Raw genomic sequence first — 13,998 nt, forward strand, 5'->3', positions numbered from 1 at the left:
TTTTAATGCATCTTAGGTTTGGTTAACTGGATAAACCACTCTTGGTCATGAAATTGTTTGAAAGCAGGGTGAGTTCTTATCACCTCTAAATCATGATCAATAGTTTTAAAATATTTATTTAGCCAATGGCGTGTAAGTGCTGATTCTTTACGAGAAGCGCAAGCATACGCGAGATTAAAATAAACATCACTATGATTGGTCGATGTTAATGATTTTAAAATTTGCTGAGTGATGATCGCAAATTTTTCATCTTGAGTAATCTCAAAATACATCATGTAGGCTCTGGCTAACATCAGGGTAAGATTAATATACAAACGCATTGGCATTTCTTCGAAATCTACTCGACCTTGTTCAAGAAGAACAATCGCTTCTTGAAGAAAATGAATTTGTTCCTGACGAAGCTTACTCATACTGACCAGCTCTAAACGCAATTCGGCACGTTCAAAGGCAAGCTCAGGCGTATTTTTTTGTAAGTAAAGTTGGTCTGTTTCACCAATGCGTTGAATAATTAGCTTGGTATTTGATTGCATGGATGAGTCCTCATCAGGTTTAAAACCTATATGGAGGCAACTTCGAAAAAATAAAGCGCTAAATTAAAGTTCGTGCGGTCCTTAACCAAGCTGTAATCGAAAGACGTTGGTGGTGTGCAACAAGAACTTCATGTAATAAATCGCTTTGAAATAGAGCGATGCGATTAGGTTTAGGTTCAATAATATGCCACTGATTATTCTTATCTTGGAGCTTTAGTTGACCACCCCAATGCTGATGCCATTCCTCATGCAGATAAAAAACTGTCGACATCACACGACCATTTTTGCCTTGAGGGTTGTCTCGATGTAAAGCATAGAAATCACCAGGATTATAACAAGCGAAGTGGGCTTCGACTTCTTGAATGCCTAGATAAAATGCACGATTTAATTCCTGAGAGAGTAAATCTAAGGTTTTTATGTGTTGATGGGAAATTGATAGTTTTGGATCTAACCACAAAATGTGATCGCTGCGGATTGTGCTGACAATGCCATTTTGAATTGCTGCATTTCGAAAATCATCAAGATGGATTTGGCATTCATTTACAACGTTTTTTAAATAGCTTGGTGGGTATGCATGATCGATGATACTGAAGCCATGTTGATCTAAATCATCAAGGATTTGATCAACATTCCAATCCCCTGGGATGACAACTGCTTCCATATTTATCTCGCTATTTACTGTATAAAAAAAAGGTCAGCTATTTTAGAGTAATAATCGATTCTGAATGAAACACTTTTTCATGTTAAAATGATTGTTGATCTTAGGAATAATTGAAACATGAATTACCGTCACCATTTCCATGCTGGAAACTTTGCCGATGTCATGAAGCATGTATTGTTGCTTCAGATTTTGTCACGTCTTAATCAAAAAGATAAGCCGTATCGTTACATTGATACACATGGTGGTGCAGGTAAATACGATTTATCAACGTCTGCAGCACAGAAGTCGGGAGAGTTTTTAAATGGTATTCACCGTTTAGTTAAACTTGATGACTCAATTAAGCGTAATGCCCCTGAAGGTGTTAAGCAATATCTTAAAGTTGTAGAAGATATGCGTGCAGGTGCCGGAAAAGGCGCTTATCCGGGTTCGCCATGGTTCGCTTTGGAAGGAATGCGCGAAACAGATAAAGCAACAATTTTTGAGATGCAACGAGATGTATTTCAGCAACTTTACATGAATGTGCGTGATCGTCGGGCAGGTTTGCATGAGCGTGATGCTTATGAAGGTTTGCTCGGTGTGATTCCTCCAAAAGAAAAACGTGGATTGGTCATGATTGATCCACCATATGAGGTGGAGCGAAAGGATTTTCCGCAGTTGGTTGAACTCATCGCTACGGCATATAAGAAATGGCCTACAGGCGTATTTGCAATTTGGTACCCAATTAAAGATCGCGCAATGATTGATCGTTTTGAGAAAAAAATGATTAAGACTGGTATTCGCCGTCAATTGGTTTGTGAAGTATGTGTATGGCCAGACGATACACCTGTAGGATTAAACGGTTGTGGTTTATTGGTGATTAATCCACCTTGGAAGTTTTCTGAAGATGCAGATGAAGCATTGCAATGGCTTTTCCCGCACTTAAGAATGAGTGAAAATGGTGGTCATGCTGCCGTTCGTTGGTTGGTCGGCGAATAAGAATATTGAGAGATAAGGCTACAGTTAGGACGAATGACAATGACAAATATAAATAAACCTGAAACTGAATCTTCTCCAAGAAATGTTCCGGGCTTTGATGGTATTACTTTCGAAGTTGAAGAAGAGGAACATACGCAAGAAGGGCAAAAGGTTAAGCGTCGTGGGATTTATCTGTGGCCAAATCTGATTACTACTGCGGCATTGTTGTCAGGGTTTTACTCAATTATTGCAAGTATGAATGGCGAATTCACACAAGCTATTTATGCCATTTTTATCGCTGCTTTATTTGATGGTTTAGATGGTCGGGTCGCACGAGCAATTGGAGCGCAAAGCCCTTTTGGTGAGCAGTTTGATTCATTATCAGATATGTTGGCATTTGGTGTTGCGCCTGCAATTTTGATGTATAGCTGGAGCCTCCATGATCTAGGTCGAATCGGTTTGGCTGCATGTTTTGTCTATACTGCTTGTGCTGCATTCCGATTGGCACGTTTCAATGTGCAAATAGGTGTGGTTGATAAACGCTATTTTATTGGTGTAGCTAGTCCTCTAGCCGCAGTAATGATCATTTCTTTGGTTTGGGTGGGGCGTGATTTCCCTGAAATTTTTGTCCTATCTGATCCAATGATTCAGACCATAAATGCAGTCATTATTATTGCAGTTGGCTTGCTGATGATTTCGAATATTAAATACTATTCGTTTAAAACCGTAGATCGTAAACGTGTGCCGTTTGCAGTCTTGCCTATTGTTGTGTTTATCTTTGCTGCGATTACGTACAATATTCCTGTCGGTATTTTAGTGCTTTCGATTATTTATGCACTTTCAGGTTTCGTCACTACATTTTTGGCTCGAGAAAAGACAATATAAATAAAAAAGGAGTTTGGTATGCAGTTGTTGATGAGTTTAGCGGACGATTCAAAACAGCTGAATCAGGCTCCTTTTCCTCTTCGGTTGGATTATCACGGTCCACGAGGAATCTATAAAATTATTCATCAAGGACTGATGATTCCAGGATTACCATCTCCACTTTATTATTTTAATTTTTTAACCATTATCGGACAGCCGAATGTTCCAATGCTGCGTAATGATTATGCAATTAAAACAAGAGCCTTGGATACTGTTTCACTCATTACGAGCATTAGTCCACATATGGTTGGACATTTTCATGGTTATTCAATCATCAATGATTGCGAGATTAAAGAGAATAGATTTGTATTCGGACAAAGAGAGCAACTAGAAGGCTCAATCCCAAACTTCAAATTAATAAGAAAGGACAATGAACTTTCCGTTGATCTGAATATTCAAACTCAGCCAATTATTTCGCACTTTACCAAACTAAAATTAGGTTTATTTGATCACTGGTCATTAGTGTGTCAATGCAAAGGAACAGTAACCTATAAAGAACAAACATATAAAATTGACCAGTTAGGATCATTTGAATTTGCCAGAGCGATCAATATTCCTTATCTACCGCTTCATTTTTTTACCTATCAGATAATTAACTTAATCAACCAAAGACAGTTACTTCTTGCTCATATACGCAATGGTTTAAATCAAATTGTGCAATCAAGGATGTATCTAAGAGATTTAAAAGCTCAGACATCTGAAATGTTTGATGATGTTTATTTCAAAGTCCATCGTGTATACCCAAAAATAAAGACCCCTAATGGACATGAGATGTATTTAGCGCGCGTATTTGAATGGTCATTTGAAAATAAAAAAAGAAAAATAATCGTGAAAGGTGAAAGTCGTGGAGATTTTAAATTCGGTCTTGCCGCAGGTTATGTCGGTAGTTTTAGTTATCAGGTGCAGATTGATGGAATTAAAGAAGTGGGACAATCTGGGTATTGTGAATATATAGATTGCCGTAGTTTAAAGTGGCAAGAAATTAATAAAGATGAAAAATTAATGGATAATTTTGCAAGTATTGTGCCATGCACGCTTAAAAAATAGCTCCAAAAGCATAAAAATCACGTAAATTGAACAATAAATATCCAGTTAATCATATTTTTTTTAAATATTTAAAAAACATGGTTGCATTGGGGGAGGAATACTGTAGAATGCACATCCATCGGCGGTGATGTTGATTAAAACTTGTTGAAAAACAAGGATTTAGCTGAATATGTTGGATCTAAGTTTTGAGAATGAGTTAGAAAATAAATTAACATTGCTAGTTGACTTTCTGAAAAGAAAGGGTAATATAGCCGACCTAGCTTGATGCTGACGAAGCATTAAGAAGATCATTAAGAGATTATGAAGAACAACTTGTGTGGATTTTTACTGGTTGATTGATCGATATATATTATCATTAATAATTGGTAGAAATTTCTCGAAGTTTATTTGAGCAAATTTTTTGTCAGTAATTGATGAGCCAAGATTGGTACCCTTTAGGTACTATTGATTTTAAACTGAAGAGTTTGATCATGGCTCAGATTGAACGCTGGCGGCAGGCTTAACACATGCAAGTCGAGCGGGGGAAGGTAGCTTGCTACTGGACCTAGCGGCGGACGGGTGAGTAATGCTTAGGAATCTGCCTATTAGTGGGGGACAACATCTCGAAAGGGATGCTAATACCGCATACGTCCTACGGGAGAAAGCAGGGGACCTTCGGGCCTTGCGCTAATAGATGAGCCTAAGTCGGATTAGCTAGTTGGTGGGGTAAAGGCCTACCAAGGCGACGATCTGTAGCGGGTCTGAGAGGATGATCCGCCACACTGGGACTGAGACACGGCCCAGACTCCTACGGGAGGCAGCAGTGGGGAATATTGGACAATGGGCGGAAGCCTGATCCAGCCATGCCGCGTGTGTGAAGAAGGCCTTTTGGTTGTAAAGCACTTTAAGCGAGGAGGAGGCTACTAAGATTAATACTCTTGGATAGTGGACGTTACTCGCAGAATAAGCACCGGCTAACTCTGTGCCAGCAGCCGCGGTAATACAGAGGGTGCGAGCGTTAATCGGATTTACTGGGCGTAAAGCGTGCGTAGGCGGCTTTTTAAGTCGGATGTGAAATCCCCGAGCTTAACTTGGGAATTGCATTCGATACTGGGAAGCTAGAGTATGGGAGAGGATGGTAGAATTCCAGGTGTAGCGGTGAAATGCGTAGAGATCTGGAGGAATACCGATGGCGAAGGCAGCCATCTGGCCTAATACTGACGCTGAGGTACGAAAGCATGGGGAGCAAACAGGATTAGATACCCTGGTAGTCCATGCCGTAAACGATGTCTACTAGCCGTTGGGGCCTTTGAGGCTTTAGTGGCGCAGCTAACGCGATAAGTAGACCGCCTGGGGAGTACGGTCGCAAGACTAAAACTCAAATGAATTGACGGGGGCCCGCACAAGCGGTGGAGCATGTGGTTTAATTCGATGCAACGCGAAGAACCTTACCTGGTCTTGACATAGTAAGAACTTTCCAGAGATGGATTGGTGCCTTCGGGAACTTACATACAGGTGCTGCATGGCTGTCGTCAGCTCGTGTCGTGAGATGTTGGGTTAAGTCCCGCAACGAGCGCAACCCTTTTCCTTATTTGCCAGCGGGTTAAGCCGGGAACTTTAAGGATACTGCCAGTGACAAACTGGAGGAAGGCGGGGACGACGTCAAGTCATCATGGCCCTTACGACCAGGGCTACACACGTGCTACAATGGTCGGTACAAAGGGTTGCTACCTAGCGATAGGATGCTAATCTCAAAAAGCCGATCGTAGTCCGGATTGGAGTCTGCAACTCGACTCCATGAAGTCGGAATCGCTAGTAATCGCGGATCAGAATGCCGCGGTGAATACGTTCCCGGGCCTTGTACACACCGCCCGTCACACCATGGGAGTTTGTTGCACCAGAAGTAGGTAGTCTAACCGTAAGGAGGACGCTTACCACGGTGTGGCCGATGACTGGGGTGAAGTCGTAACAAGGTAGCCGTAGGGGAACCTGCGGCTGGATCACCTCCTTAACGAAAGATTGACGATTGGTAAGAATCCACAACAAGTTGTTCTTCATGACGATGTATCTGAGGGTCTGTAGCTCAGTTGGTTAGAGCACACGCTTGATAAGCGTGGGGTCACAAGTTCAAGTCTTGTCAGACCCACCACTACTGACGAAGCAATTCATACAGAAGAAAGATACATTGATCTAAATGATAAGCTGGGGACTTAGCTTAGTTGGTAGAGCGCCTGCTTTGCACGCAGGAGGTCAGGAGTTCGACTCTCCTAGTCTCCACCACGTATTCATTCGAATACGTAGTAAGCAAACGAGTTGATAGCTTATAGAGCTTAGTAATAAAGCTGTGTATACTGCACGCCTTGATTATTAAGCTCTGTGATTTATCACAGTTGACTGCGATCTGACGAAGACGTAGTGAATCATTAACAGCATATATTTGAGTTGAAATAATTTGTTCATACTCATAGAAAGAGCGGAAACGAGATAACGTAAGTTATTGAGTTGAAGTGATTGAAATGAGAACTAGCGAAATTAACTGAATCAAGCGTTTTGGTATATGAATTTGAATTGAAGCTGTACAGTGTTTAGATACACAGTACTTCAAACTGTAATGTTGAACGATCTACTTGTAGGATCGAACGACTGTTTGGGGTTGTATAGTCAAGTAATTAAGTGCATGTGGTGGATGCCTTGGCAGTCAGAGGCGATGAAAGACGTGATAGCCTGCGAAAAGCTCCGGGGAGGCGGCAAATATCCTGTGATCCGGAGATATCTGAATGGGGGAACCCACCTATCATAAGATAGGTATTGCAACATGAATACATAGTGTTGCAAGGCAAACGCGGGGAAGTGAAACATCTCAGTACCCGTAGGAAAAGAAATCAATTGAGATTCCCTCAGTAGCGGCGAGCGAAAGGGGAAAAGCCCATTAAGTTATGTAAGCTTTAGTGGAATGCTCTGGGAAGTGCAACCATAGTAGGTGATAGTCCTGTACACGAAAGGGCTTACATGATGATGTCGAGTAGGGCGGGGCACGTGAAACCTTGTCTGAATATGGGGGGACCATCCTCCAAGGCTAAATACTCCTGACTGACCGATAGTGAACCAGTACCGTGAGGGAAAGGCGAAAAGAACCCCTGTGAGGGGAGTGAAATAGATCCTGAAACCGCATGCATACAAGCAGTGGGAGCATCTTCGTGATGTGACTGCGTACCTTTTGTATAATGGGTCAGCGACTTACATTCAGTAGCAAGGTTAACCGAATAGGGGAGCCGTAGAGAAATCGAGTCTTAATAGGGCGTTTAGTTGCTGGGTGTAGACCCGAAACCAGGCGATCTATCCATGAGCAGGTTGAAGGTGAGGTAACACTTACTGGAGGACCGAACCCACTGTCGTTGAAAAGCCAGGGGATGACTTGTGGATAGGGGTGAAAGGCTAATCAAGCCTGGTGATAGCTGGTTCTCCCCGAAAGCTATTTAGGTAGCGCCTCGGACGAATACCATTGGGGGTAGAGCACTGTTTCGGCTAGGGGGTCATCCCGACTTACCAAACCGATGCAAACTCCGAATACCAATGAGTACTATCCGGGAGACAGACTGCGGGTGCTAACGTCCGTAGTCAAGAGGAAAACAATCCAGACCGCCAGCTAAGGTCCCTAAATCATAGTTAAGTGGGAAACGATGTGGGAAGGCATAGACAGCTAGGAGGTTGGCTTAGAAGCAGCCACCCTTTAAAGAAAGCGTAATAGCTCACTAGTCGAGTCGGCCTGCGCGGAAGATGTAACGGGGCTAAAACTATGTACCGAAGCTGCGGATTTGCAATTTATTGCAAGTGGTAGGGGAGCGTTCTGTAAGCCGATGAAGGTGGATTGAGAAGTCTGCTGGAGGTATCAGAAGTGCGAATGCTGACGTGAGTAACGATAAAACGGGTGAAAAACCCGTTCGCTGAAAGACCAAGGGTTCCAGTCCAACGTTAATCGGGGCTGGGTGAGTCGACCCCTAAGGCGAGGCCGAGAGGCGTAGTCGATGGGAAATTGGTTAATATTCCAATACTTCTGTGTAATGCGATGAGAGGACGGAGAAGGTTAAGTCAGCCTGGCGTTGGTTGTCCAGGTGGAAGATTGTAGGCATGTATCTTAGGCAAATCCGGGGTACTCTATGCTGAGAATCGATAGCAAGCTAGTTTACTAGCGAAGTGGCTGATACCATACTTCCAGGAAAAGTCTCTAAGCTTCAGTTACACAGGAATCGTACCCGAAACCGACACAGGTGGTCAGGTCGAGTAGACCAAAGCGCTTGAGAGAACTCTGCTGAAGGAACTAGGCAAAATGGTACCGTAACTTCGGGAGAAGGTACGCTGCCGGCGGTGATAGGACTTGCTCCTTGAGCTACTGGCAGCCTCAGAAACCAGGCCGCTGCAACTGTTTATTAAAAACATAGCACTCTGCAAACACGAAAGTGGACGTATAGGGTGTGATGCCTGCCCGGTGCTGGAAGGTTAATTGATGGGGTTAGCGTAAGCGAAGCTCTTGATCGAAGCCCCAGTAAACGGCGGCCGTAACTATAACGGTCCTAAGGTAGCGAAATTCCTTGTCGGGTAAGTTCCGACCTGCACGAATGGCATAATGATGGCGGCGCTGTCTCCAGCAGAGGCTCAGTGAAATCGAATTCGCCGTGAAGATGCGGTGTACCCGCGGCTAGACGGAAAGACCCCGTGAACCTTTACTGCAGCTTGACATTGAACTTTGATCTTACTTGTGTAGGATAGGTGGGAGGCTTTGAAGTAGAAACGCCAGTTTCTATGGAGCCGTCCTTGAAATACCACCCTGGTAATATTGAGGTTCTAACTCTGCTCCATTATCTGGAGCGAGGACCATGTCTGGTGGGTAGTTTGACTGGGGCGGTCTCCTCCTAAAGAGTAACGGAGGAGTACGAAGGTGCGCTCAGCGTGGTCGGAAATCACGCGTAGAGTATAAAGGCAAAAGCGCGCTTAACTGCGAGACCCACAAGTCGAGCAGGTACGAAAGTAGGTCTTAGTGATCCGGTGGTTCTGTATGGAAGGGCCATCGCTCAACGGATAAAAGGTACTCTGGGGATAACAGGCTGATACCGCCCAAGAGTTCATATCGACGGCGGTGTTTGGCACCTCGATGTCGGCTCATCTCATCCTGGGGCTGAAGCAGGTCCCAAGGGTATGGCTGTTCGCCATTTAAAGAGGTACGCGAGCTGGGTTTAGAACGTCGTGAGACAGTTCGGTCCCTATCTACCGTGGGCGTTGGAAATTTGAGAGGATCTGCTCCTAGTACGAGAGGACCAGAGTGGACGAACCTCTGGTGTACCGGTTGTGACGCCAGTCGCATCGCCGGGTAGCTATGTTCGGAAGGGATAACCGCTGAAAGCATCTAAGCGGGAAGCCTACCTCAAGATTAGATTTCCCAAGGACTTTATGTCCTCTAAAGAGCCGTTGAAGACTACAACGTTGATAGGTTGGATGTGGAAGTACGGTGACGTATGAAGCTGACCAATACTAATTACTCGTGAGGCTTGACTATACAACACCCAAACAGTTGGTGTTGTGGTTCAAATCATGACAAATAACTTGATTTAGTTAGATAAAACGCTAAACTGCACAAACTAAAGCAACTCAAATAGCTGTTAATAACTTCTTTGACCAAGCAAAGGCACGCAAACAATATATGCGAATAAGACCCAAGCAAAGTCACAACAGTTGTGCTGGCGACAATAGCAAGAGTGAACCACCTGATCCCTTCCCGAACTCAGAAGTGAAACCTCTTAGCGCTAATGGTAGTGTGGGGTTACCCATGTGAGAGTAAGTCATCGCCAGCTCATTATTCTAAACACCCCCTTCATTCGAAGGGGGTGTTTTTTTATGCAGTAAAGAATGAATTAGAATGTAAAATATAAGCCCTAATCATAGGGCCTTACATCAAACAATAGATTAAAGTTGTCGTCGAGCGTGTTTTAACGCAGTTCTTAGGCCTTCCTCTAGCGTTGGATGGTAGAAAGGGTGATCTAGAATTTCATCAACAGTAAGATCACTGGAGATAGCCCAAGCGAGCAAATGTGCTAAATGTTCTGCTGAATAACAAAGAAACTCTGCTCCGAGAAGTTTACGTGAGTGTCGATCGACGTAAACCTCTACAGCCCCAATATTTTGTCCATTGACAATCGCTCGTCCTTGCTTTTCGTACGATACGATACCCGTAACGAACTTATGATTGGCTTTACGCAGTGTTTGATAATTGGAGCCGACCCCTGCCATTTCTGGTGAGCTAAACATAATACCCAATCGGGTAAGACTTTTTTTCTGACTCGATTGATGTTGATTGAGGCAATTATGAACTGCCAATTTACCTTCATAAGATGCTTCATGCTGGATAGGCGTTGCAGTAAAAGCATCACCTACGATGTAAATGGGGTAGTCACCAAGCTGTTTAGTGGTTGGATCAACAGGTAGTTGCTTTAGATCAATGAATTTATCATTTATATACTGAATATTTAAAGAATCTAAATTCGTGGTACGACCAGTCGCAGATAATAGGTAATCAACTTCTATAGCTTTATTGCTACCATTTTCGATAAAGTTAATTTGAACCTTATCTTCGCCTAATTTCTCAACCTGCTCGGGTAAAATCTCATATTTGATATTTAATTCTTTTGAGAATATTTCTTGAGCAAGCGTTTGTAAGTCTGGGCTAGTCAATGAACCAATTTTTTTACTGCGAGCAAAAACTGTAGTTTCCACACCTAGACGCTGCATGGCTTGTGCAAGTTCGATTGCAATTACACCGCTTCCAATTACAGCTAAACTTTTTGGTAAAGTAGGTATTTCAAAGACTTGATCAGAAGTTAAATATAAATGACCAAGTTTTTGTTGCCAATCTTGATTTACTGTTGGTCTTGAACCAACAGCGATAATGAACGATTTAGCTTGGTATTTCTTATTATTAACATTGATTGTGTTTGCATTTACAAATGTTGCGCGACCTGAAATTTTGTGCGCTGTAGGCCATGAATTAACGTCCTTCAGTGTTGCTTTTGTAAATCGATCACGTAATTGCTGTACATGTTGCATAACATCTTTAGTGTCAATTTGAGAAGAAATTTTTAGCCCAAGTTGTTCTGAAGTTCTCGCATTATAGGCAAGATTAGCTGATGAAATTAGAACTTTACTCGGCATACAACCTACTCGAGCACAAGTGGTATCCCACGGACCGTCGTTCACAATAAGTATATTTTGTGTAGTTTTAATGGCTTCTTTATAAGCTGAAATACCAGCAGTACCAGCTCCAATAATAATGATATCGTACATATTGTATTGACTAAGAATGATTTGAATTCACTATATAAAAAAACCTTCGATGAAGAAGTTTTTTTTTCAATTTATTACACTTAAACCTTTAACTTTTGGTGATATCCACATTATTGAAAATTTGTATTATTTAAAACTAAGTATTTTAATGGTTGTTATTGAAATAAGATGAAAGAAAAAGGCGCTTGTGCGCCTTTAAAATGAATAAGATACATTTATCTTATAATGATGTACCTGCATGCACACCAACAGTTGGTTTTACATTCATCGATGTGCAACCGAGTAAAAGAAACGAACAACATAATGCAATACAAATTTTATTCATGAATGAGTCCTAATGAATTTGCTTTATTAAATAGTAACGTAGAACGACTACCTGACTTACATACTAAAAGTATAGGTTTAGGTAGACTATTGTAATACTTCGCAAACTCATGAACATCTGCATCTGTTATTTGACCTGAAATAACAGGTTGGTAAATCAAACTGATTTTAGACTTTTCGGCTAAAGCTCTTAATTCACTTGCAGTTGTTTCGTTACCTGATTCTTGATCAGGACGGTTAACGATCACAGACTTAAATCCCTGCTGCATTAAGGCATTGAATTTTGTAGCCGTCATATGACCCGATACACTCACAGATGGATTAAGTGCTTTACTGAGCGGTTCTGATGCTGAATGACTTAGCGTTACGATACTAAAAATGAAGATGGAAAGGATGAATCTAAACCACATCTTAGTCATCAAGCAAATCCATTTGTTTTGCTAATTGGTAGAGATTGTTAGAGCGATTTCCCGTACGACAGAACATTAATACTGGTTTTGGTAGCTCATTGAAATGATTTGCAAAAGTACGAACATCAAGCTCAGTAATTTGACCTGCAACTACAGGTTGATATACATAATCTAAGCCTTGAGCGCGTGCAGCTTCTTCAATTTGGGCACTTGTTGGCTGTTCTGGTCCGCCTTCCATATCGGGGCGATTATTAATCACAGATTTAAATCCTTTTTCAACAACTTGAACTAAATGTTCTGGCCCAATTTGACCAGCAAAACCTACATTTTCACTCATTGCGTCACTCCCAAAATAAATTAAAAGACTATGCTACTATCATAGCATCTCGCTCAGATATGAGCTTTGATCGACACAAAAAATTTAAAATAAAAATCGTATGAATATATGCATGGAGCACCTATGTACGATTACACCGTAGAGCCGTTGTACGTACAAAAAGCAAATGAGTTGATCGCTGCTGACCTTTATTTGCCTGTCAAAGTTAAAAGACCTCCTGTGCTTATTATGGCGCATGGTTTTGCAGGATTACGTCAATTCAAATTAATCCAATATGCGCAACGTTTTGCTCAATCAGGTTTTGCAGTTGTACTCTTTGACTATCGTTGTTGGGGAGGAAGTACGGGTAAACCACGAGAAATGGTCTCTATCCGTCAGCAGCTAGAAGATTGGTATGCTGTGATTGCGCATATCAAATTATTCCCTTTGGTTGATGGACACCACCTTTTCTTATGGGGAACGGGTCTGAGTGGCGGATATGTTCTAAAACTTGCATCTGAGTTAAATGGGATTCGGGCTGCAATAGCGCAAGTACCCTTTGTGGACGGAAATGCCAGCAGTAAAATTTATCCAATTCAACATATGGCGCAGGCTTTAAAGTTATCGAGTCAGGATTTAATGGCAGCCAAAGTAGGACGTGTTGGAAAAACAATGCCTGTCGTTCATCCTTATGCATTAAGTTTTTACCCGAGTCAGGATAGTTATCAAGGGTATATGTCGATCGTTGATTCAAACTATTATTGGAGCGGTGAGGTGCCTGCAAGAGCTATGTTAGACGTCATACGATTTCGACCGATTACTACGGCAAGAAGTATTAAAATTCCTGTGTTATTTATAGCTGCCAAGAAAGATGCAGTTATTCCCATAGAGATTAGTCGTGAAACTGCAACCAATATGGCACCTTATGTGGAATACCATGAGTGGAATATGACACATTTTGATATTTATCAAGCAAATTGGATGGAAAGCGCAATCAAGCTTCAATTAGAATTCTTAGATCAAAATAGAGGAGTAAACTCATGATTGTTGTTTGTCCATCTTGTGGCGCAAAAAATCGTGTACCTGAAGATAAAATTCAATCTCAGCCGAATTGTGGTCAATGTCATGAGCATTTGATTCCGCTTGCCCCTATTGAGCTGAATGAGCAAAACTTTAGTAACTTTATTACCAACAGTGATTTACCAGTATTGATTGATCTTTGGGCAGAATGGTGCGGGCCTTGTAAAATGATGGCACCGCATTTTGCTGAAGTAGCCAAATCAAATCCGCATGTGGTTTTTGCGAAGATAGATACTGAAGCGAATCCGCGCTTAAGTGCTGCCTTTAATGTTCGTAGTATTCCAACGTTGGTATTGATGAATAAAACGAATGAAATTGCTAGAATAAGTGGTGCATTACGTGCAAATCAATTACGAGATTGGTTAAATCAGCAATTAAATGCTTAACCAATAGGCCAATATTTGGAGTGACTGTGTCAGATTCTCAACTTAAGCCAGAAGG

At 42.0% G+C, this 13,998-nt stretch carries 10 protein-coding genes, 2 tRNA genes and 3 rRNA genes; 10 read left to right on the plus strand and 5 right to left on the minus strand.

Annotation, left to right across the window (positions count from 1 at the left end):
- Positions 1 to 2: 2 nt before the first annotated feature.
- On the minus strand, positions 3 to 530 hold the full coding sequence (locus AC1M9E_RS02070; RefSeq protein ID WP_035269895.1) for a hypothetical protein: 528 nt from the start codon (positions 528 to 530) through the stop codon (positions 3 to 5).
- Between the two features lie 58 nt (positions 531 to 588).
- Positions 589 to 1,191, minus strand: coding sequence for a 2OG-Fe(II) oxygenase (locus tag AC1M9E_RS02075; protein WP_092768036.1), 603 nt, complete (start codon positions 1,189 to 1,191; stop codon positions 589 to 591).
- A gap of 117 nt (positions 1,192 to 1,308) precedes the next feature.
- Between AC1M9E_RS02075 and AC1M9E_RS02080 the strand changes: the two genes are divergently transcribed.
- From AC1M9E_RS02080 to rrf, 8 genes are all read left to right on the plus strand, one after another.
- A complete protein-coding gene (locus AC1M9E_RS02080) occupies positions 1,309 to 2,166 on the plus strand; it encodes a 23S rRNA (adenine(2030)-N(6))-methyltransferase RlmJ (protein WP_092768034.1) in 858 nt (285 codons plus the stop codon).
- A gap of 39 nt (positions 2,167 to 2,205) precedes the next feature.
- Positions 2,206 to 3,030, plus strand: coding sequence for a CDP-diacylglycerol--serine O-phosphatidyltransferase (gene pssA, locus AC1M9E_RS02085; protein WP_035269898.1), 825 nt, complete (start codon positions 2,206 to 2,208; stop codon positions 3,028 to 3,030).
- Positions 3,031 to 3,048: 18 nt separating this feature from the next.
- Complete coding sequence (locus AC1M9E_RS02090; protein ID WP_481608173.1) at positions 3,049 to 4,116, plus strand: DUF6670 family protein; 1,068 nt, start codon at positions 3,049 to 3,051, stop codon at positions 4,114 to 4,116.
- Between the two features lie 452 nt (positions 4,117 to 4,568).
- Positions 4,569 to 6,106: ribosomal RNA gene (locus AC1M9E_RS02095) — 16S ribosomal RNA — on the plus strand.
- A 61-nt stretch (positions 6,107 to 6,167) separates the two neighbouring features.
- Positions 6,168 to 6,244, plus strand: a tRNA-Ile gene (locus tag AC1M9E_RS02100).
- A gap of 55 nt (positions 6,245 to 6,299) precedes the next feature.
- A tRNA-Ala gene (locus tag AC1M9E_RS02105) sits at positions 6,300 to 6,375 on the plus strand.
- A 379-nt stretch (positions 6,376 to 6,754) separates the two neighbouring features.
- Positions 6,755 to 9,646 (plus strand): 23S ribosomal RNA (locus AC1M9E_RS02110).
- A gap of 180 nt (positions 9,647 to 9,826) precedes the next feature.
- A 5S ribosomal RNA gene (rrf, locus tag AC1M9E_RS02115) occupies positions 9,827 to 9,941 on the plus strand.
- The 16S, 23S and 5S rRNA genes sit together here with 2 tRNA genes alongside, the layout of an rRNA operon.
- Before the next feature lie 112 nt (positions 9,942 to 10,053).
- Here rrf and AC1M9E_RS02120 read toward each other — a convergent pair.
- The 3 genes from AC1M9E_RS02120 to AC1M9E_RS02130 all read right to left on the minus strand — a co-directional run bounded on the left by AC1M9E_RS02120 (position 10,054) and on the right by AC1M9E_RS02130 (position 12,498).
- Positions 10,054 to 11,427: a dihydrolipoyl dehydrogenase gene (locus AC1M9E_RS02120; RefSeq protein ID WP_481608241.1), complete on the minus strand. Its 1,374-nt coding sequence runs from the start codon at positions 11,425 to 11,427 to the stop codon at positions 10,054 to 10,056.
- A 317-nt stretch (positions 11,428 to 11,744) separates the two neighbouring features.
- A complete protein-coding gene (locus AC1M9E_RS02125) occupies positions 11,745 to 12,170 on the minus strand; it encodes a protein tyrosine phosphatase family protein (protein ID WP_481596686.1) in 426 nt (141 codons plus the stop codon).
- Positions 12,163 to 12,498, minus strand: coding sequence for a protein tyrosine phosphatase family protein (locus AC1M9E_RS02130; RefSeq protein ID WP_035269714.1), 336 nt, complete (start codon positions 12,496 to 12,498; stop codon positions 12,163 to 12,165). Before AC1M9E_RS02130 ends, AC1M9E_RS02125 begins: the two co-directional genes overlap by 8 nt.
- Positions 12,499 to 12,621: 123 nt before the next feature.
- Here AC1M9E_RS02130 and AC1M9E_RS02135 point away from each other — a divergent pair, with 123 nt between their 5' ends.
- Entirely contained in the window at positions 12,622 to 13,521 is a 900-nt protein-coding gene (locus tag AC1M9E_RS02135; protein WP_092768900.1) for an alpha/beta hydrolase, read from the plus strand.
- Positions 13,518 to 13,943, plus strand: a complete 426-nt coding sequence (gene trxC, locus AC1M9E_RS02140; protein WP_481589621.1) for a thioredoxin TrxC — start codon at positions 13,518 to 13,520, stop codon at positions 13,941 to 13,943. Before AC1M9E_RS02135 ends, trxC begins: the two co-directional genes overlap by 4 nt.
- Positions 13,944 to 13,998: the final 55 nt, after the last annotated feature.

Source organism: Acinetobacter sp. 24-47-47 (assembly GCF_057737035.1).

Excerpts from the sequence above, each read along its gene's own strand:
- AC1M9E_RS02070 (WP_035269895.1), bottom strand. The coding sequence starts at position 530 with ATGCAATCAAATACCAAGCTAATTATTCAACGCATTGGTGAAACAGAC.
- AC1M9E_RS02075 (WP_092768036.1), bottom strand. The coding sequence starts at position 1,191 with ATGGAAGCAGTTGTCATCCCAGGGGATTGGAATGTTGATCAAATCCTT.
- AC1M9E_RS02080 (WP_092768034.1), top strand. The coding sequence starts at position 1,309 with ATGAATTACCGTCACCATTTCCATGCTGGAAACTTTGCCGATGTCATG.
- pssA (WP_035269898.1), top strand. The coding sequence starts at position 2,206 with ATGACAAATATAAATAAACCTGAAACTGAATCTTCTCCAAGAAATGTT.
- AC1M9E_RS02090 (WP_481608173.1), top strand. The coding sequence starts at position 3,049 with ATGCAGTTGTTGATGAGTTTAGCGGACGATTCAAAACAGCTGAATCAG.
- AC1M9E_RS02120 (WP_481608241.1), bottom strand. The coding sequence starts at position 11,427 with ATGTACGATATCATTATTATTGGAGCTGGTACTGCTGGTATTTCAGCT.
- AC1M9E_RS02125 (WP_481596686.1), bottom strand. The coding sequence starts at position 12,170 with ATGACTAAGATGTGGTTTAGATTCATCCTTTCCATCTTCATTTTTAGT.
- AC1M9E_RS02130 (WP_035269714.1), bottom strand. The coding sequence starts at position 12,498 with ATGAGTGAAAATGTAGGTTTTGCTGGTCAAATTGGGCCAGAACATTTA.
- AC1M9E_RS02135 (WP_092768900.1), top strand. The coding sequence starts at position 12,622 with ATGTACGATTACACCGTAGAGCCGTTGTACGTACAAAAAGCAAATGAG.
- trxC (WP_481589621.1), top strand. The coding sequence starts at position 13,518 with ATGATTGTTGTTTGTCCATCTTGTGGCGCAAAAAATCGTGTACCTGAA.